Genomic DNA, 456 nt, shown 5'->3' on the forward strand with positions numbered 1-456 from the left:
AATGGCATAGGCTCGTTGGTCCCATAGCGGGACGGTGAGGCCGGCAATATCACCTCGCCCGTGGGTTATTCCGTGATCGTCACCCACTATCCGACGAGTTTCCATCTCAACGTTTACCGTGACCCAGCTCTCATCAATGACCAACTTGACTGCCGCATCGCTATCGCACTAGCCAGAAATTTTCAAAAGATTACATAACACGATATAAGGGGGATGCTCCTTAAGAGAAAATGTCGTTATGGTTAGATCTACTGCGCTGACGTATCATGATAATCTTCGCACGCCTGCAAGGTATTCTGAATCAGCGTTGCCACCGTCATCGGGCCCACACCGCCTGGCACCGGCGTAATGTAGGCGGCGCGCTTGGCGGCACCAGCATAATCCACGTCGCCGACCACTTTGCCGCTATCTAATCGATTAATTCCGACATCCATGACCACCGCACCGGGTTTGATC

Annotated in this window: 1 pseudogene; it reads right to left on the reverse strand. The window is 52.6% G+C overall.

Annotated features, from left to right (window positions below):
- Window positions 1-248: 248 nt before the first annotated feature.
- Window positions 249-456 (reverse strand): annotated as a pseudogene (locus tag BG74_RS17830) (bifunctional methylenetetrahydrofolate dehydrogenase/methenyltetrahydrofolate cyclohydrolase); the annotation flags it as partial.

This window comes from Sodalis-like endosymbiont of Proechinophthirus fluctus (assembly GCF_001602625.1).
GTDB lineage: Bacteria > Pseudomonadota > Gammaproteobacteria > Enterobacterales > Enterobacteriaceae.